The organism is Microbacterium sp. GQ128, from assembly GCF_059758615.1.
The window spans coordinates 421,349-435,531 of record NZ_JCAXDY010000002.1 but is presented as its reverse complement, the minus strand read 5'-3'; the positions used below and the strand labels follow the sequence as shown (position 1 = coordinate 435,531).

The window sequence follows — 14,183 nt, the reverse complement described above, 5'->3', positions numbered from 1 at the left end:
TCCACAGCTCAGGCTCGCGGCAGCCGCAACGTCGCGAGCTGAAACGGACGCAGCGCCAGACGGATGCCGCCGGCATCCTGACCAGCCAGCGCCGCCTGCTCGCTCTCACGCTCGAGCAGGTCCACTTCGCTGGCGTCGCCGCTCGGGAAGCCCACCGTGACCGTGGCGTCTGCGCGACGCCCGAGAGCCTCGTACAGCCGGACGATGACGTCGCCGCTGCCGTCTTCGGCGAGCTTGACGGCCTCGACCACCACACCCGGGTGATCGATCGAGATGAGGGGCTGCACATCGTCGGCGCCCTCGATGCGGCGCTCTGCGAGGTTCGTGCGGTACCCCTCGGCGATCGCGTCGACGAGCTCGCCGCCGACGACGATGCCCACCTCCAGATGATGCCGGCCCTGGTCCTGCTGCGGGTCGGGGAACAGAGCCGCCCTGACGAGCGAGAGCCGCACGGTCGAGTACGTGCCGCCCGTCTCACGCGGGTGCCGGGTGATGTCGTGGCCGTAGGTGGAGTCGTTGGTGACCGCGACACCGAAGTCGCTCTCGCCCACTCTGACCCACCGATGCGCCACGGTCTCGAAGCGCGCAGCATCCCACGAGGTGTTGGTGTGGGTCGGACGCACGATGTGCCCGAACTGGATCTCGGAGGCGGCGTGGTCGGTGTGCACGTCGACGGGGACGCTGAGTTTGAGCAGCTTCTGCCGCTCGTGCCAGTCGACGTCGACGGCCAGCTTGAGGGTTCGCGACCCTTCGTCGAGACGGATGCTGTGCACCAGCGTCGACGCACCGAATGAGCGCGAGATCACCACGGCGCCGTCGACGATCTCGATGCCGTCCACATCGAGGAGGTCGGTGACGTTGCGGCGATAGTGCTCGTCGATGTCCCAGGCGTCCCACTGCGTCGGGGTGTCCCTGTGCAGCTGGAAGACGCCGGCACTCTGGCCGGCCGGCACGACCTCGCGCCCGCTCGCCAGGTCGATGATCGAGGCCAGCACCCCGCGGTCGTCGATCGTCGCGCGCACGAGCCCGTTGTCGAGCACGAACCCGCCGTCCACCGCGACCGGCGCGACCGGTGCGGCCGCATCCGCCTCGCCGATCGACAGCGCGCCGACCGAGGCGTGCCCGTGCGGGGCCGCGTTGGCCACGAGGCTGCGCGTGCCCTCGCCGACCAGCGCACGCAGCGAGTCGGCGATGATCTGCTCGAGCTCCACGGCGATCGCCGCGTAGTTGCGCTCGGCATCCTGATGCACCCAGGCGATCGACGTTCCGGGCAGGATGTCGTGGAACTGCTGGAGGAGGACGAGCTGCCAGAGGCGCTTCAGCTGCTCAGCCGGATAGGCGCGTCCGGTTCGGACGGTCGCCGTCGCCGCCCACAGCTCGGCTTCGCGGAGCAGGTGCTCGCTGCGACGGTTGCCCTGTTTGGTGTTCAGCTGACTCGTGTACGTGCCGCGGTGGAACTCGAGATACAGCTCTCCGCTCCACACCTCGGGCGACGGATACTCGGACTCGGCCTGCTCGAAGAACGCCCGTGGCGTGGAATGCCGGGCGACCGGAGATCCCTCCAGCGACCCCGCGCGCTCGACCTGCGCCGCCATCTCCCGGGTCGGTCCGCCACCGCCGTCGCCGTAACCGTACGGCAGCAGCGAGACACGGGCTCGGCCCTTGTCCTGGAAGTTCCGCTGCGCATGCGCGAGATCGGCCTGCGAGGCGTCCGAGTTGTACTTGTCGACCGGAGGGAAGTGCGTGAACACGCGCGTGCCGTCGAGCCCCTCCCAGAGGAAGGTGTGATGCGGCATCCGGTTCGTCTCGTTCCAGGAGATCTTCTGCGTGAGGAACCACTTCGATCCCGAGGCCTTGATGATCTGCGGAAGGGCACCGCTGTAGCCGAAGGAGTCGGGCAGCCAGACCTCGGGGGTGTCGATCCCGAACTCGCGGAGGAAGAAGCCCTTGCCCTCGACGAACTGACGGGCGAGGGCTTCGGAGCCGACCATGTTCGTGTCGGACTCGACCCACATGCCGCCGACCGGGACGAAGCGGCCTTCGCGCACGCGCTCGACCAGACGCTCCCAGATCTCCGGGTAGCGCTCCTTGATCCAGGCGAACTGCTGCGCCGACGAACTCGCGAACACGACGTCGGGGTTCTCGTCCATCAGCGAGAGCACATTCGAGAAGGTGCGCGACACCTTGCGCGCCGTCTCGCGCACAGGCCACAGCCAGGCCGAATCGATGTGCGCGTGCCCGACGGCATGCAGCACGTGTGCGCTGGCATGGGCAGGACTCGCCAGGACCGCTCGGAGCGCCTCACGGCCCTCGGCCGCCGTGCCAGCGACATCATGCGGGTCCACGAGGTCGATCATCCGATCCAGTGCCTGCACGATCTCCGCCCGCCGCGGCGACGCAGCATCCAGCTCGCCCAGGAGCCCACGCAGGATCACGGTGTCGTCGAGCAGCGACTCGACGGTCAGATCGCGCAGGGCCACGTCGACGACGCGGAGCACGTAGATCGGATCGGAACCGGCGGTCTCGGGGTCGCCGAGCGCGGTCGGGTCGAACGTGAAGATGCTGCCCACGTCGGGATTCGACGCCGCCTCGAGCAGCACGTCGATACGGCCGTCCGACTGCACCGCCGCGGCGACCGCGTTGTTGAACGGCGAGATGCCCTTGATCGGACTCCCGTCGAGTCCCCAGACGAGGGCCTCGGCCTGGAAGCCGCTCTGTCCGGCCGTGAAGCCGAGGTCCACGACGAGTTCTGCCCTGGTGCCGTCGGGGAGATCGCCGGATGCCGTACGCCATTCGCTCGGGACCTCCCCGCTCACACGGAACCACGTCGTGCCCCACGGGCGCCCCCACGGGGTGCCGACCGCGGTCGGCGTGTAGTCCGCCTGAACGGCATCCGTGAAGGGCACCGGCTCCCCCGGCACCTCCCACGCGCGCACCTCGAGCGGGTGGCTCAGGCGGTGACGCGCCGGACGGAGGCGCTCGCGGATGAATCGGTCGATGCGCATCTCGATGAGCGCGGTGCGGTCGTGCATGTGTGGTGCTTTCTGGATCGTGGGGATTGTGCGAGGAGGCCGGGGATCAGCCCTTGACGCCGCCGGCCAGCGCGAAGCTGCTGCCGGAGAGACGCTGCACGAGCAGGTACAGGACGAGGATCGGCACGGAGTACAACATGGCGAACGCGGCAAGCTGCCCGTAGGCGACGGCCCCGTTGGTGCCGAAGAAGGTGAAGATCGCGACGGCCGCCGGCATCTTCTCCGAGCTGAACAGCAGGACGAACGGGACGAAGAAGTTACCCCACGCCTGCGTGAACACGAAGATGAAGACGACGCTGATGCCGGGGCGCATGAGCGGCAGGACGATGGTCCACAGTGCCCGCATGGCGGAGGCGCCGTCGACCCATGCCGCCTCTTCGAGGGAGACCGGCACCGAGTCCATGAAGTTCTTCAGCATCCAGATCGCCATGGGCAATGACGTCGCGGCCATGAACAGGATCACGCTGACCTGCGAATCGAGCATCTTCAACTGCACGAACAGCGCGTAGACCGGCACCATCATGGCCGTGATCGGCAGGCAGGAGCCGAACAGGACCGAGTACATGAATCCGCGCTGGAACCGCGAGTTGTGCCGCGAGAGCGGGTATGCGGCGAGCACGCCGACGACGACGGTGATCAAGGCGGTGCCGAACGAGATCAGCGCCGAGTTCCATAGCGGCAGCAGCGTCATCGACCAGTCGAATACCGAGGCGAAGTTGTCGAACGTCACACTCTCCGGCACCGAGATCGACACGGTGGCCTTCGGGGACACCGAGGAGAACACGATCCACGCGATCGGCACGAGGAACACGAGCCCGATCACGATCAGGACGGTGTTGGCGAGCCATGCGGAGCGGCGCTTCGCAGGAGTCGCGACGGAGATCCGCTGGCCGCGCCTCACGGCGGGGCGGACGATTGCTTCGGTGGCGGTCATCAGTCGACCTCCGGCTTGAGGATGCGGATGTAGAAGATCGCGAAGATTGCGCCGAGCACGAGGGTCACCGCAGCGATCGCCGTGCCATAGCCGATCTGGGAGTACTGGAAGGCCTCCTGATAGGCGAGGACCGGAAGGGTCGAACTCGAGACACCCGGCCCTCCCTTGGTCATCACCCAGATGAGACCGAAGGTCCCGAGCGTCTGCAGGGTGGTGAGCATCAGGTTCGTCGAGATCGAGCGACGGATCATCGGGATGGTGATGAGGAAGAAGCGCTGGGCGGCGTTCGCACCATCGATCTGTGCGGCCTCCATCACTTCGGGCGGCACCTCGTTGAGGGCGGCTCCGTAGACGAGCATCGAGAACGCTGTACCCCGCCAGACGTTGGCGAGGATGACGGCGAACATCGGGTACTCGATGAGCCAGCTCACCGCAGGGATGCCGATGGCCTCCAGCAGCGCATTGAGCGTGCCGTCCTTCGAGAAGTAGGCGTAGAGGGCGAAGGCGGCGACGATCTCCGGCATCACCCAGGCGACGACGACGAGTGCGCCGACCACGCTGTTGACCGACTTCGAACCGATGCGCATGAGCGCGGCGACGCCGAGACCCAGCACGTTCTGACCGATGATCGCGGAGAACAGCACGAAGACGACCGTGAGGACCAGCGCGGTCCAGAAGTTCGGGTCGGTGAACAGCGAGACGTAGTTGTCGAGCCCGATGAACTCGGGCTGCGCCGCCCGATAGCCCGTGAGCGCGCGGTTGGTCAGCGATCCCCAGATGGCGTAGATGATCGGCCCGAGCAGGAACACGACCAGCAGCACCACGGCGGGCAGCAGCGGAACCGAGCGCATCAGTTCGCGGAGAGGGGCGCGCCTCCCGGCCCCGGTCTGCACCGGGGCCGGGCTGTGCGTTGTGGAAGCGGAGGTCACTGCAGGGTTCCTACTCGACCTTGTCCGCGCCGACGATCTGGGTGAGCGCATCGTCGTAGGTCTTGGCCGCGTCCTCCGGGCTCGCTTCTCCGGTGATCACCGATTCGGTGGCCTGCTGAAGCGCGCTGGTGATCTGCGAATAGTCCGGCGTGGTCGGACGGAAGTGCGTGTACTGCACGAGGTCGGAGAAGAACGCGAAGGTCGGGTTGTACGAGAGGTACGCATCGTCGGTCGCCACGTCCTCGCGGACGGCGATCTGGCTGTTCTCGGTGTCGTACTTGAGCGAGTTCTCCTGGTTCAGCGCCATCGCGATGAAGTCGAAGGACGTCTGCGGGTGCTTCGTCTGAGCGCCGACCGCGAGGGTCCAGCCCCCGGACATCGAGGTGAAGCCGGGGTCGCCGCCGTCCTGCGTCGGCATCTTGGCGAGACCGATCGTGTCCTCCCAGCCCTCCCAGGCGCTTTCGCCGCTGATCCAGCCGCCGGGGAGCCACGACCCGTCGATCGCCATGGCGAGCTTGCCCTCGGGGAGCAGCTCCGTGGGGACGCGGCTGCCGATGTTCGAGTCGAGGGCGAGATCGAGCGGAGTCGCCAGATCGTTCTTGTAGAGCGTGTCGTAGAAGCCGAACGCATCCGTGAGACCCTCGGAGTCGACCGCCCACTTGTCGGAATCGGCGTCGTAGAGGGTGGACTCGGTGCCGTAGAGCAGCATCTCGAGACCCTGCATCGACGTCTGCTCACCGGCGCTCTTGCTGCCGTAGATGTTCAGCGGGATCAGGTCTGCGTCGTACGCCTTCACCGCTTCGGCGGCATCGAGGATCTCCTGCCACGAAGTGGGCTGCCAGTCGGCGGGGAGTCCGGCCGCGGCGAAGATCTCCTTGTTGTAGTAGATCGCGCGGGTGTCGGTGCCCATCGAGACGCCGTAGGTGCTGCCGTCTCCGCCGAGCCCGGCCTCCTTGGCCGCGTCGTAGAACTGGTCCCAGTCGTCCCAGTCGGCGAGGTAGTCGTCGATCGGGAGCAGGTAGCCGGCAGCGGCGTCGGAGCGCAGCTGGAAGGTGTCCTCGTAGATCACGTCGGGCGCCGTGTCGGGCGAGCCGTTCATCAGGGCGAGCTTCGTGAAGTACTCGTCCTCGGACTCGATCGGCTGGAGCTTCACCGTCACACCGGGGTTCGCGGCCTCGAACTCGGGTTTGACCTTCTGGAAGAGATCGTCCAGCTGGTGGAACGCGGATGTCATCTGATACGCGACGGTGATGGTGCGGTCTCCGCTGTCGGACGTCTCCGCGTCCCCGGATGCACCGCATCCCGAGAGGACGACTGCGCCGACCGCGATCGCGCCGATGGCGGCGAGGGGCTTCGTTCGCATCTGATTTGCTCCTTTGCATGCGGACCTCGCTGTTGAGGCCCTCAGACGGATAATCCTATCAAATGGGATAAATGGGTCGAGAGCAGCACGTAACAGTTCCGTCACGGAACGCATTCCGTCCGGCGGCAGCGGCCGCCCGCGGTCAGCGGCTGATCATGAGCCGTGACGGCCGTGCCGTGAGGGCATCGTCGAGCACGAGGCACGCGGCTCCGACCGCGGCTGAATCCGCTCCCATCTGCGAGGGGCGCAGGTGCACGGGTTCCGTGGACGTGCTGACGGCCGAGGTGTGCACCCAGTGATCCAGCGCCGGGAGAAGCCGTTCGCCGAGCCTCGACCACGCGGGGCCTCCGAGGACGACGATGCCGAGATCGAGGAGGTTGTTCACCTCGACGATCGCCGTCGCGAGGTGCCTCCCCGCGCGCTCCAGGGCGGCAAGCACTCCCTCGTCTCCGGAGGCGGCCAAGGACGACAGCAGCTCGAGCTGCATCCGCGCATCTGCCGTGCTGCTCGGCGAAGTCGTCCGCCCCGCCTGGGCCAGGAGCACTCGCGGCTCCATGATCACTCCGATGCAGCCGCGCGATCCGCAGGTGCAGAGCGGCCCCTCCGGGTCGACGACGATGTGTGCGATATTGCCGGCGTTGCCCGTCCTGCCGTGCACCGGTGCCCCCGAGACGGAGAGCCCGAGGCCGAGGCCGGCACCGTAGTAGAGGAACATCGCGTCGGCGAGCTCCTGCCCCGCGTCGAACCACTGCTCCCCGACGACCGTCGCCACGACGTCTTTCTCGAGCAGCGTCGGCAACCCGCTGACCCTTTCCAGCTCGGTGCGCACCGACACGTTGTGCCAGGCGGGGAGGAGCGGCGGATTCAGCAGGCGACCCGCGTCGCGGTCGAACGGCCCCGGAGCCGCCACACCGATCCCGAGCACGCGCTCGGCCGGAAGGCGCGCCTCGACGATGAGCGATCGGACGCTGTCCCCGAGACGGCCCACGAGTTCGTCCGGCGACGCATCCGCGCCTCCGGGGGTCTGCTCGGTCCGCGCGACGACAGCGCCGGCGGCATCGACGACCACGACGGTGTCGACGGCCGGGTCGAGATGCACCCCGACCGCGTAGCGCGAGTCCGACCGCAGAGCGAGGAGCGTCCGTGGCTTTCCCGGGCCCGAGATGACCTTTCCGGTCTCTTCGATCAGCCCCTCGTTGGCAAGTCGGCGAGTGACATTGCTGAGCGTCTGCGTGGACAACCCCGTGCGTTCGGCGAGCTCGCTGCGGCTGAGTCCTTCCTCGGACCGGCGGATGAGGTCGAAGACGAGCGCCTGGTTGTACACGCCCACAGCAGGGAGGTTCGACCCACGCTGCATATTCCGCTCCTCACCCGTGCGCCTCCGTCGGCGCGTGAACCTCATGATCGCCGCGCAGCACCGCAACGGTCAAACCCGGGCTCGCGGGTTCGAGAGTTCGCCCGCGTGCGTCGGGGGAGACGGTCAGTGTAGGTTCGGCCGCGAGAGGGCGGTGGATTGGGCCGAATCCAGGATAGTTGGCAGTCGTTCGACCGACAACGATCCGCGATAGTTGGCGGATTCCTATGTCTGCTCCTGCTCCTGGGAGTTGACCTTCTCGCGGGAGCCGCCTAATCCGCGGGCGCGTCCGTCATGAGACGCGGAGCGACCCCGCCGACTCGTGCCGAGACGACATCGAGATCCGCATCTCCTGACGCCGCTTCTCCCCAGGTGCGAGAGTCACCAGCGCAGCATCAGCATCCAGGAGCGACGACGTGGCGGGCTCGATGCCCAGCGCCCACCGCCCCCGCGTCGGGTACATCCACTGGACGAGGTGCGGTAGCGTGTCGGCGCTCCACGTCAATCGCAGCTCGCCCACTTGGCCGTGAACCGAGACCGATCCCGCGCCCTTCACAAAGCCCGACCGTTCGACGACGTACTCCTCGAACGCATCCTCCGGTGCGGGGAAGACCCCCACCTCGATCGGCGAGGTCGCCCGGTGGTCCAGCGCGTCGCCGTCCACGAGGATCCGGGCGCCGGGAACCACCAGCGGCGCCCCGAGGTTGACGTGATAGAGCACACCCACCTCGGCCACCCCCGGACCCCGGTTCTCCACGACGTCCAGGAGCTCCAACGCGGACGCACCGGCCCTGGTCGACCGCACGATCACAGTACGGGTCAGCCGCAGCGACGGCCCGAACACCCGCGCATCCTCGACGACCGCCGACACCGCGATCTCCGCGAGATCCGCCGTCACCGTGCGAGAGATCGCGACCTCGCCCGCCGGCAGATGACTGGCATCGCCGTGCTGGCCGCGGTCGGCGGTGGGCGACCCGAATCCGCGCAGCCCGCACGTCGTCACGAGCCCTCCGTGGAATCGTGCCAGCCAGTCGAACTCGCGCGGGCGATCCAGAGGGCGGCGGTCACGCACAGGTGACACCCAGGAAATCGGGGTGCCGTCGTGCAGCGCGAGTCCGATGTCCAGACACCGATCAGGGAGGAGCTCCACGTCCCACCCGCCGAAGGTGCGCACCCGCACGACGCGCCCCTGTCGCGACGCGTACATCTCGGCGCTCGCGAGCAGGTCCTCATGCGCGACCGCCCATTCTTCGGGCCATACCTGCGGCATCTCTTCTCCTTGGTACTCCACGAAGAACGGGTAGCGCCCGTTCGCCCGAAGCGGCAATGGACTCGCTCAGATGCGCCCTGCGGTGAGGTCGCTGATGTGTGGTCTGCGACCGTGCAGCACGGCACACGATGCCGACCCCGCCCACTCTGCCGCATCCCGGGGACCCCGCTGGTGCAGCACGGCCGCGAGGAAGCCGGCCGTTGACGCATCGCCCGCACCATTGGTGGTCACCGGAACACGAACCTCGGTGACATCGTGGCGGAAGTCCTGATCCGACCAGGATCCGCTCAGGCCGGTGAGAACGCGGCCCGCCTGGCGCAGCCGTTCCGTGTCGGCGGTCCGCACCGACATACCTCGGGCGCCTGCCGAGATCGCCACGATTCCGACGCCCGCCGCCAACAGTTCCTCCGCGAACGCCTGTTCGCGCGATGACGACCACGACTCCGCCCTGCCGGTCATCGATACGAGGTCATCGAAGCTCGGGGTCAGGATGTCCAGGAGCGGTGCAGTACGCGCGAGCACGCGCCCCCAGTCGACCCGACCCGTCGGCCCGTCGGGATCGAGCACGGCGAGGTCGAGCGATGTGGTCACCCCGGCATCCTTCGCCCGTTGCAGCAAGCGCCGAAGGGGCTCACCGTCGTCGGCGACGAGCGAAGGCAACAGCATGGGGTACCCGACGTGCAACAGGTCGATCCCGTTCACGTTCACGTCGGTGCCGTCGAAGTGGTCGTTCGCACCGGTGTGGTGCCAGAAGGTGCGATCCTGCGCGGGCGGCTCGATGACAATGCTGTACGAGGTTCCGCCTGGCGCCGTGGACAGACGCGAGGAATGGATGCCGGCGGCGGCGAGTTCGTCACGCACGATCATCCCGAGCGCATCGGCGCCCACCACGCCCTGAACCTCGACGTCGATATCGAACCCGGCGAGCGCCAGCGCGGTGTTCCCCACACAGCCGCCGACGGTGATCGACAGTGCTCCGACCTCGAAGAGTCCTCCCGGCTCGCGCGGCGGATCGCGGCGCAGCGTCGGCGCGAGATCCACACAGACGTGGCCCGCGACCGAGATCCGGCGGGATGCGATCATGCCGTCCGCACTCCCACCGGTTGGACGAGCTCCGTCCGTCCAGCCGCGTGAGCGGCCAGGGCCGCCTCGTAGATCCTGTGCGTGGTCGCAGCCTCCTCCGGCGTGGCGCACGCGAAGCGATCGCCGAGCACGCCTTCCCGCTCGGCGAGGAACGCCGCCCACATCTGCAGGATCGCGTCGCTGAAGCCGCTCTCGAAGATCCCGCCCGTCACCGTGGGCCACACTGACTGGCTGCCCACTTGGATCTGCTGCCAGCTCTGCTCGGCACCGATGCCGGCGGGAGAGATCACGCCGAACACCTCCACGGTCTTGGGTCGGGCTGTTGAGTACCGGACGCCCCCGTCGAGCCCGACCGCCTCGAACTCCCAGGTGTTCTTCTGACCCGGCGCGATCCGTTTGGTCTCCACCCGCAAGGGGACCTCGATGCCGTCCTGGTCAAACCAGCTGTTGACGGTCGCGTTCTCCCAGGTGTCGCATCGTTCGGGGCGCCCGTCGGCCCCAGGGCGGAAGGGAACGAGGTCCTGCAATACGGAAGTGAGTCTGGCCGGTGTCCACCCCAGTCGCAACGGCACATGCCATGCGTGCAGACCGAGGTCGTTCATGACTCCGGCCTCGCCGCAGAACTTCGCCTGTCGCTTCCAGTTGATCGGCTTGTGCTGGTCGAGATCGCTGGAGTGCAGGAACGCACTGCGCACCTCGACCAGGCGACCGAGCGCACCGGACGCGACGTGCGCGATCGCAGCCTGCGCTCCGGGGAAGAACGGCATCTCGCTCGAACACCGCACGAACGACTCCGGGTGCTCTCCCAGGGCAGCGAGGATCGCATCCGCCGCCGAACGGTCGATGCCGAACGGCTTCTCGGCGAGCAGGCTCTTCCCTGCGCGGATGGTGTCCACGTAGAGCTGTTCGTGGAGATCGTGCCGCACGGCGATGTAGAGCACGTCGATCGAGTCGTCCGCGAGAAGGTCGCGATAGTCAGTGACGGTCGTGGTGACCGAGTCGATCTGCTCGAACCAGGCGAACGCGGCGGGGTTCACGTCACACACAGCGGTCAGTCGCGGGCGCACGGGGTGATCCACCAGCGCGGGCCACCTCTGGATGGCCGCCGCGATCTCACGCCCCATGAGACCGCCGCCGACGATGGCGACGTTGACGGCACGCCCGGTCAACGCGCGACCACCCGGTCGATCTCGAGGGCGGCCTCCGACGGCGACGCCCCCTCGTGGAGCACCCGCATCAGCGCGCGCGTGATGCCGGCCGGGTTCCGATGCTGGACGACGTTGCGGCCGTAGACGATGCCGCTCGCGCCCTGGGCGAGAACGTCGGCGGTGCGCTGCAGGAGCGTCTCATCGTCGACGCGCCCCCCTCCGCGGACGAGCACCGGCACATCGCCGGCGACCTCGATGACGCGGTGGTATTGCGAGGAGTCGTCCGTCGGGTCGGCCTTGATGAGGTCGGCGCCCAGCTCGCGTGCCTGTCGGACGAGCGTGCGGATCTTGTCGGTGTCACCGTCGACCATGTAGCCGCCGGCCACGCTGTTGTCCTGCATCACGAGAGGCTCGATCATGAGCGGCATGCCGGCGTCCGTCGCGCGCCGTCGCAGTTCGAGGATGGACCGGATGCACTGCTCGCGGACCTCCGGATGATTCGGGATTTGCAGCAGGTTGGCGCACACGGCTACGGCATCCAGGCGCACGGCCTGCTCGATCGCGTCGGGGACGTGGCGGCTGAACAGATGCGAGTCCAGGGGATTGCCGTAGACGTTGGCGACATCGGTGCGCACCACGAGTGCCGGCTTCTGTTTGCCAGGGCGTGACTGCAGCAGGCGCGCCTGCCCGAGCGTGAGCTGGATCGCGTCGGGGCCGGCATCGACCAGGACGTCGATGACGCGGTCCATGTCTTCGATGCCGGTGAGGAAGCTCGGCTCCCCGAAGAAGCCGTGGTCGACGGCGACGTCGAGCGCCCGTCGGGAGACGGGGTTGAACAAGCGATTCAGGCGGTACTGCGCCACGACGGGACTCCTTCGGTGCGGTCATCGGTCGATGCGGGAGCCGGACAGTTGTCGGTGCTCCATCGACACAGTACTGTGGGCTAGACAACGTTGTCTAGTCGAGGAATCCGAATGAGCATCCACATCCTGCCGGCGAACCGTCCCCCGAACCGCTTCTACCGCGGAGGAAGCCGCATCGCGAGCTTCCGCACCATCCCGGACGACCAGCAGTACGCGCCGGAAGACTGGCTGGCGTCGGTGACGACGGTCTTCGGAGACCCCTCCCTCGGCCTCACCTCGCTCGGCGACGGCGGCACCCTGCGTCAGGCCGTCGCCGATGATCCCGAACGGTGGCTCGGCGCGGCACACGTCTGCGCATGGGGACCGGACTCGAAACTCCTCGTCAAGCTGCTGGACGCCGGCCAACGACTCCCCGTGCACGCCCACCCCGCCACGGCCTTCGCGCAGGAGCACCTCCTGCGTCCCCACGGCAAGGCCGAGGCTTGGCACATCCTGCAGGGCGGAGAGGTACACCTCGGCCTGCGCGAAGACGTGAGCTGGTCCGAACTCTCCGACCTCGTCGCACATCAGCGCACCGGCGACCTGCTGGACCTGCTGCACAAGCGCACGGTGGAAGCCGGCGACACCGTTTTCGTACCCCCCGGCGTGCTGCATGCCATCGGACAGGACGTGTTCCTCGCCGAAGTCCAGGAGCCGGAGGATTTGTCGATCCTCCTGGAATGGCACGGTTTCGCCATCGACGGCTCCAGGGACGGCCACCTCGGACTCGGATTCAACACGGCCCTGACGGCAGTCGAGCGCGAGCGCATGACCGAGGACCGGCTCGGCTCGCTGATCGCCCGGACACCCAGCCTCCCGACGAGTGCTGACGAATACTTCCGTCTCTCCCGCCGCGCGCACCGAACTGGCGAACACCTCGAGCCAGGCTTCGCCGTGGTGATCGTCCTCTCCGGCGCCGCCACCCTCACGCGCGGCACGCTGAACGTCCACGTCCAGGCAGGGAACACTCTGCTTCTCGAACACGCGGGAGGGCCGACCACGGTCGACGGCGAGATCGAGATCATCGAGTTCCGTCCGCCGCTGCCCCCGGTGCGCACGCTGACGTCGCCGACGACCGAGGCGGCGCGAACCCCCCGCTGACACGTCGGCTATCGTTGTCCCTGACTAGAGGGGATGCCGTGGCCAGGAACCCGACGATGATCGATGTGGCGACCGAGGCCGGAGTGGCGTTGAAGACAGTGTCGCGCTACGTGAACGGGGCCGACAACATCAACGACGCGATGGCCGCGCGGATAGCCGCGGCCATCACCAAGCTCGGCTATCGACGCAACCTGGCCGCGGCCAGCATCCGCCCCGGCTGGACGAGCAAGACCGTCGGCCTGCTGATCAGCGACCTCGCGAACCCGTACTACTCGTCGATCGCTCGCGGCGCCGAATCCGTCCTCACCGACGCGGGGTACCTGCTCATCACGGCAAGCTCCGAGGAGGACGGCGCGACGCACGACCGCCTCGTCGACAGCTTGTTCGAACGCCAGGTCGACGCGATCATCGTCGTGCCCCCGCGCTCACCCGGCCGAAGCTGGTCGACCGTGCGCGAGCCCCATCCGCCCGTCGTGTTCATCGACCGTCCCGCAGCCCTGGACGGCGCGGACACCATCGTCGCCGACAACCGCGGCGGAGCCAGGGACGCCGTCGAACTGTTGCGTTCGAAACACGGCGACGTCGCCTTCCTCGGCGATTCCCTCTCGATCTACACCATGCAAGAGCGCTACCTCGGCTATGTCGATGCCCTGCGGGCGCGTGGCGAGCAGCCCGACCCGGCCCTCGCCAACACGAACGCGCACAGCGAAGAGCAGGCGTACGCCGCAGCGATCGCGCTCCTGCAGACCGGGCGGGCCAGCGCGATCTTCGCCGCGAACAACCGCGCCACGATCGGTGCCCTCCGCGCATTCGCCCACGAGGACGTGCGGCTCCCGCTGATCGGCTTCGACGACTTCGAAGCCGCGACCCTCGTGCGACCGGCCGTAAGCGTCGTGAGCCAGGATCCTCAAGCAATGGGACGCCTGGCCGCAGAGGTGGTGCTCCAGCGCCTCGCGCCCGACACGACGTCGTCCGCACGCTTCGAGGTGCTGCCGACCAGCCTCGTGTTGCGCGGCTCGGAGCTCGACTGAGCGACCGCCCCAGCGGCCACGCGGCCACGACGACCA

The 14,183-nt window shown here is 68.0% G+C and carries 11 protein-coding genes; 2 read left to right on the top strand and 9 right to left on the bottom strand.

Annotated elements, in window-relative coordinates; genetic code table 11:
• Nucleotides 1-8: 8 nt before the first annotated feature.
• The 9 genes from AC6CHX_RS08065 to AC6CHX_RS08025 form a co-directional block, all read right to left on the bottom strand.
• Nucleotides 9-3,032 (bottom strand): alpha-mannosidase, encoded by a 3,024-nt coding sequence (locus tag AC6CHX_RS08065; protein WP_498272375.1) that lies wholly within the window; start codon nt 3,030-3,032, stop codon nt 9-11.
• Between the two features lie 46 nt (nt 3,033-3,078).
• Nucleotides 3,079-3,966: a carbohydrate ABC transporter permease gene (locus AC6CHX_RS08060; RefSeq protein ID WP_498272374.1), complete on the bottom strand. Its 888-nt coding sequence runs from the start codon at nt 3,964-3,966 to the stop codon at nt 3,079-3,081.
• Entirely contained in the window at nt 3,966-4,895 is a 930-nt protein-coding gene (locus AC6CHX_RS08055) for a carbohydrate ABC transporter permease (RefSeq protein ID WP_342589076.1), read from the bottom strand. The genes AC6CHX_RS08060 and AC6CHX_RS08055 overlap by 1 nt, the downstream gene beginning before the upstream one ends.
• A 10-nt stretch (nt 4,896-4,905) precedes the next feature.
• The gene (locus AC6CHX_RS08050) at nt 4,906-6,258 is read right to left on the bottom strand and encodes an extracellular solute-binding protein (RefSeq protein ID WP_498272373.1); all 1,353 of its coding nucleotides are present in this window, start codon (nt 6,256-6,258) and stop codon (nt 4,906-4,908) included.
• Nucleotides 6,259-6,400: 142 nt separating this feature from the next.
• Nucleotides 6,401-7,615 carry an ROK family transcriptional regulator gene (locus AC6CHX_RS08045; protein ID WP_498272372.1) on the bottom strand — a complete coding sequence of 405 codons (1,215 nt, stop codon included), beginning with the start codon at nt 7,613-7,615 and terminating at the stop codon, nt 6,401-6,403.
• A 289-nt stretch (nt 7,616-7,904) separates the two neighbouring features.
• The gene (locus AC6CHX_RS08040) at nt 7,905-8,882 is read right to left on the bottom strand and encodes a DUF4432 family protein (RefSeq protein ID WP_498272371.1); all 978 of its coding nucleotides are present in this window, start codon (nt 8,880-8,882) and stop codon (nt 7,905-7,907) included.
• Between the two features lie 66 nt (nt 8,883-8,948).
• Nucleotides 8,949-9,965 carry a carbohydrate kinase family protein gene (locus tag AC6CHX_RS08035; protein ID WP_498272370.1) on the bottom strand — a complete coding sequence of 339 codons (1,017 nt, stop codon included), beginning with the start codon at nt 9,963-9,965 and terminating at the stop codon, nt 8,949-8,951.
• Complete coding sequence (locus AC6CHX_RS08030; RefSeq protein ID WP_498272369.1) at nt 9,962-11,134, bottom strand: Gfo/Idh/MocA family protein; 1,173 nt, start codon at nt 11,132-11,134, stop codon at nt 9,962-9,964. Before AC6CHX_RS08030 ends, AC6CHX_RS08035 begins: the two co-directional genes overlap by 4 nt.
• Complete coding sequence (locus AC6CHX_RS08025) at nt 11,131-11,976, bottom strand: class I fructose-bisphosphate aldolase (RefSeq protein WP_498272368.1); 846 nt, start codon at nt 11,974-11,976, stop codon at nt 11,131-11,133. Before AC6CHX_RS08025 ends, AC6CHX_RS08030 begins: the two co-directional genes overlap by 4 nt.
• Before the next feature lie 111 nt (nt 11,977-12,087).
• Here AC6CHX_RS08025 and AC6CHX_RS08020 point away from each other — a divergent pair, with 111 nt between their 5' ends.
• Both AC6CHX_RS08020 and AC6CHX_RS08015 read left to right on the top strand, forming a co-directional pair.
• Complete coding sequence (locus AC6CHX_RS08020) at nt 12,088-13,116, top strand: class I mannose-6-phosphate isomerase (protein ID WP_498272367.1); 1,029 nt, start codon at nt 12,088-12,090, stop codon at nt 13,114-13,116.
• 38 nt (nt 13,117-13,154) lie between these two features.
• Nucleotides 13,155-14,147: a LacI family DNA-binding transcriptional regulator gene (locus AC6CHX_RS08015; RefSeq protein ID WP_498272366.1), complete on the top strand. Its 993-nt coding sequence runs from the start codon at nt 13,155-13,157 to the stop codon at nt 14,145-14,147.
• Nucleotides 14,148-14,183: the final 36 nt, after the last annotated feature.

Bases quoted from the DNA above. Each gene is read 5' to 3' on its own strand.
- AC6CHX_RS08065 (WP_498272375.1), bottom strand. From the start codon at position 3,032: ATGCACGACCGCACCGCGCTCATCGAGATGCGCATCGACCGATTCATC.
- AC6CHX_RS08060 (WP_498272374.1), bottom strand. From the start codon at position 3,966: ATGACCGCCACCGAAGCAATCGTCCGCCCCGCCGTGAGGCGCGGCCAG.
- AC6CHX_RS08050 (WP_498272373.1), bottom strand. From the start codon at position 6,258: ATGCGAACGAAGCCCCTCGCCGCCATCGGCGCGATCGCGGTCGGCGCA.
- AC6CHX_RS08045 (WP_498272372.1), bottom strand. From the start codon at position 7,615: ATGCAGCGTGGGTCGAACCTCCCTGCTGTGGGCGTGTACAACCAGGCG.
- AC6CHX_RS08040 (WP_498272371.1), bottom strand. From the start codon at position 8,882: ATGCCGCAGGTATGGCCCGAAGAATGGGCGGTCGCGCATGAGGACCTG.
- AC6CHX_RS08035 (WP_498272370.1), bottom strand. From the start codon at position 9,965: ATGATCGCATCCCGCCGGATCTCGGTCGCGGGCCACGTCTGTGTGGAT.
- AC6CHX_RS08020 (WP_498272367.1), top strand. From the start codon at position 12,088: ATGAGCATCCACATCCTGCCGGCGAACCGTCCCCCGAACCGCTTCTAC.